This window comes from Pseudomonas sp. 8 R 14, from assembly GCF_900005955.1.
Lineage (GTDB): Bacteria > Pseudomonadota > Gammaproteobacteria > Pseudomonadales > Pseudomonadaceae > Aquipseudomonas > Aquipseudomonas marginalis.
Window position 1 is genome coordinate 1 of record NZ_CVTH01000053.1, and the last position, 3,544, is coordinate 3,544.

Below are 3,544 nucleotides of genomic sequence, written 5' to 3' on the forward strand. Positions count from 1 at the left end.
GCTCGAAATTGGGTCTGTAGCTCAGTTGGTTAGAGCGCACCCCTGATAAGGGTGAGGTCGGCAGTTCGAATCTGCCCAGACCCACCAATTTTGTTATGGGGCCATAGCTCAGCTGGGAGAGCGCCTGCCTTGCACGCAGGAGGTCAACGGTTCGATCCCGTTTGGCTCCACCATTAACTGTTTCTGCTGTTAGAGTTTAGAAATGAATATTCTGAAGTGAATATTGATTTCTAGTCTTTGATTAGATCGTTCTTTAAAAATTTGGGTATGTGATAGAAAGATAGACTGAACGTTACTTTCACTGGTAACGGCTCAGGCTAAGGTAAAATTTGTGAGTGGCTCTTAATTGAGTATGATCGAATTTTCGGCGAATGTCGTCTTCATAGTATAACCAGATTGCTTGGGGTTATATGGTCAAGTGAAGAAGCGCATACGGTGGATGCCTTGGCAGTCAGAGGCGATGAAAGACGTGGTAGCCTGCGAAAAGCTTCGGGGAGTCGGCAAACAGACTTTGATCCGGAGATGTCTGAATGGGGGAACCCAGCCATCATAAGATGGTTATCTTGTACTGAATACATAGGTGCAAGAGGCGAACCAGGGGAACTGAAACATCTAAGTACCCTGAGGAAAAGAAATCAACCGAGATTCCCTTAGTAGTGGCGAGCGAACGGGGACTAGCCCTTAAGTGGCTTTGAGATTAGCGGAACGCTCTGGAAAGTGCGGCCATAGTGGGTGATAGCCCTGTACGCGAAAATCTCTTAGTCATGAAATCGAGTAGGACGGAGCACGAGAAACTTTGTCTGAATATGGGGGGACCATCCTCCAAGGCTAAATACTACTGACTGACCGATAGTGAACTAGTACCGTGAGGGAAAGGCGAAAAGAACCCCGGAGAGGGGAGTGAAATAGATCCTGAAACCGTATGCGTACAAGCAGTGGGAGCCCACTTTGTTGGGTGACTGCGTACCTTTTGTATAATGGGTCAGCGACTTATTTTCAGTGGCGAGCTTAACCGAATAGGGGAGGCGTAGCGAAAGCGAGTCTTAATAGGGCGTCTAGTCGCTGGGAATAGACCCGAAACCGGGCGATCTATCCATGGGCAGGTTGAAGGTTGGGTAACACTAACTGGAGGACCGAACCGACTACCGTTGAAAAGTTAGCGGATGACCTGTGGATCGGAGTGAAAGGCTAATCAAGCTCGGAGATAGCTGGTTCTCCTCGAAAGCTATTTAGGTAGCGCCTCATGTATCACTGTAGGGGGTAGAGCACTGTTTCGGCTAGGGGGTCATCCCGACTTACCAAACCGATGCAAACTCCGAATACCTACAAGTGCCGAGCATGGGAGACACACGGCGGGTGCTAACGTCCGTCGTGAAAAGGGAAACAACCCAGACCGTCAGCTAAGGTCCCAAAGTTATGGTTAAGTGGGAAACGATGTGGGAAGGCTTAGACAGCTAGGAGGTTGGCTTAGAAGCAGCCACCCTTTAAAGAAAGCGTAATAGCTCACTAGTCGAGTCGGCCTGCGCGGAAGATGTAACGGGGCTCAAACCATACACCGAAGCTACGGGTATCACGTAAGTGATGCGGTAGAGGAGCGTTCTGTAAGCCTGTGAAGGTGAGTTGAGAAGCTTGCTGGAGGTATCAGAAGTGCGAATGCTGACATGAGTAACGATAATGGGTGTGAAAAACACCCACGCCGAAAGACCAAGGTTTCCTGCGCAACGTTAATCGACGCAGGGTTAGTCGGTCCCTAAGGCGAGGCTGAAAAGCGTAGTCGATGGAAAACAGGTTAATATTCCTGTACTTCTGGTTATTGCGATGGAGGGACGGAGAAGGCTAGGCCAGCTTGGCGTTGGTTGTCCAAGTTTAAGGTGGTAGGCTGGAATCTTAGGTAAATCCGGGATTCTAAGGCCGAGAGCTGATGACGAGTTAACTTTTAGTTAACGAAGTGGTTGATGCCATGCTTCCAAGAAAAGCTTCTAAGCTTCAGGTAACCAGGAACCGTACCCCAAACCGACACAGGTGGTTGGGTAGAGAATACCAAGGCGCTTGAGAGAACTCGGGTGAAGGAACTAGGCAAAATGGCACCGTAACTTCGGGAGAAGGTGCGCCGGTGAGGGTGAAGGACTTGCTCCGTAAGCTCATGCCGGTCGAAGATACCAGGCCGCTGCGACTGTTTATTAAAAACACAGCACTCTGCAAACACGAAAGTGGACGTATAGGGTGTGACGCCTGCCCGGTGCCGGAAGGTTAATTGATGGGGTTAGCTAACGCGAAGCTCTTGATCGAAGCCCCGGTAAACGGCGGCCGTAACTATAACGGTCCTAAGGTAGCGAAATTCCTTGTCGGGTAAGTTCCGACCTGCACGAATGGCGTAACGATGGCGGCGCTGTCTCCACCCGAGACTCAGTGAAATTGAAATCGCTGTGAAGATGCAGTGTATCCGCGGCTAGACGGAAAGACCCCGTGAACCTTTACTATAGCTTTGCACTGGACTTTGAATTTGCTTGTGTAGGATAGGTGGGAGGCTTTGAAGCGTGGACGCCAGTCTGCGTGGAGCCAACCTTGAAATACCACCCTGGCAACTTTGAGGTTCTAACTCAGGTCCGTTATCCGGATCGAGGACAGTGTATGGTGGGTAGTTTGACTGGGGCGGTCTCCTCCTAAAGAGTAACGGAGGAGTACGAAGGTGCGCTCAGACCGGTCGGAAATCGGTCGTAGAGTATAAAGGCAAAAGCGCGCTTGACTGCGAGACAGACACGTCGAGCAGGTACGAAAGTAGGTCTTAGTGATCCGGTGGTTCTGTATGGAAGGGCCATCGCTCAACGGATAAAAGGTACTCCGGGGATAACAGGCTGATACCGCCCAAGAGTTCATATCGACGGCGGTGTTTGGCACCTCGATGTCGGCTCATCACATCCTGGGGCTGAAGCCGGTCCCAAGGGTATGGCTGTTCGCCATTTAAAGTGGTACGCGAGCTGGGTTTAGAACGTCGTGAGACAGTTCGGTCCCTATCTGCCGTGGACGTTTGAGATTTGAGAGGGGCTGCTCCTAGTACGAGAGGACCGGAGTGGACGAACCTCTGGTGTTCCGGTTGTCACGCCAGTGGCATTGCCGGGTAGCTATGTTCGGAATAGATAACCGCTGAAAGCATCTAAGCGGGAAACTAGCCTCAAGATGAGATCTCACTGGGACCTTGAGTCCCCTGAAGGGCCGTCGAAGACTACGACGTTGATAGGTTGGGTGTGTAAGCGCTGTGAGGCGTTGAGCTAACCAATACTAATTGCCCGTGAGGCTTGACCATATAACACCCAAGCAATTTGCGTCGAAAGGCCAGATTGCGGTGTGTGAAGACGCAATGAACCGAAAGTTCGAGATTTCACAAAACACCGACAGCTGTCACATACCCAATTTGCTGAAGCGAGGCCAGCTGGCCACGACTCAGTACCCGAATTTCTTGACGACCATAGAGCATTGGAACCACCTGATCCCATCCCGAACTCAGCAGTGAAACGATGCATCGCCGATGGTAGTGTGGGGTTTC

Annotated in this window: 2 tRNA genes and 2 rRNA genes; all 4 read left to right on the plus strand. The window is 50.9% G+C overall.

Annotation, left to right across the window (positions count from 1 at the left end):
* Positions 1–10: 10 nt before the first annotated feature.
* A tRNA-Ile gene (locus BFQ01_RS11415) sits at positions 11–87 on the plus strand.
* 10 nt (positions 88–97) lie between these two features.
* A tRNA-Ala gene (locus tag BFQ01_RS11420) sits at positions 98–173 on the plus strand.
* Positions 174–412: 239 nt separating this feature from the next.
* A 23S ribosomal RNA gene (locus BFQ01_RS11425) occupies positions 413–3,304 on the plus strand.
* Between the two features lie 152 nt (positions 3,305–3,456).
* A 5S ribosomal RNA gene (gene rrf / locus BFQ01_RS11430) occupies positions 3,457–3,544 on the plus strand; the annotation flags it as partial.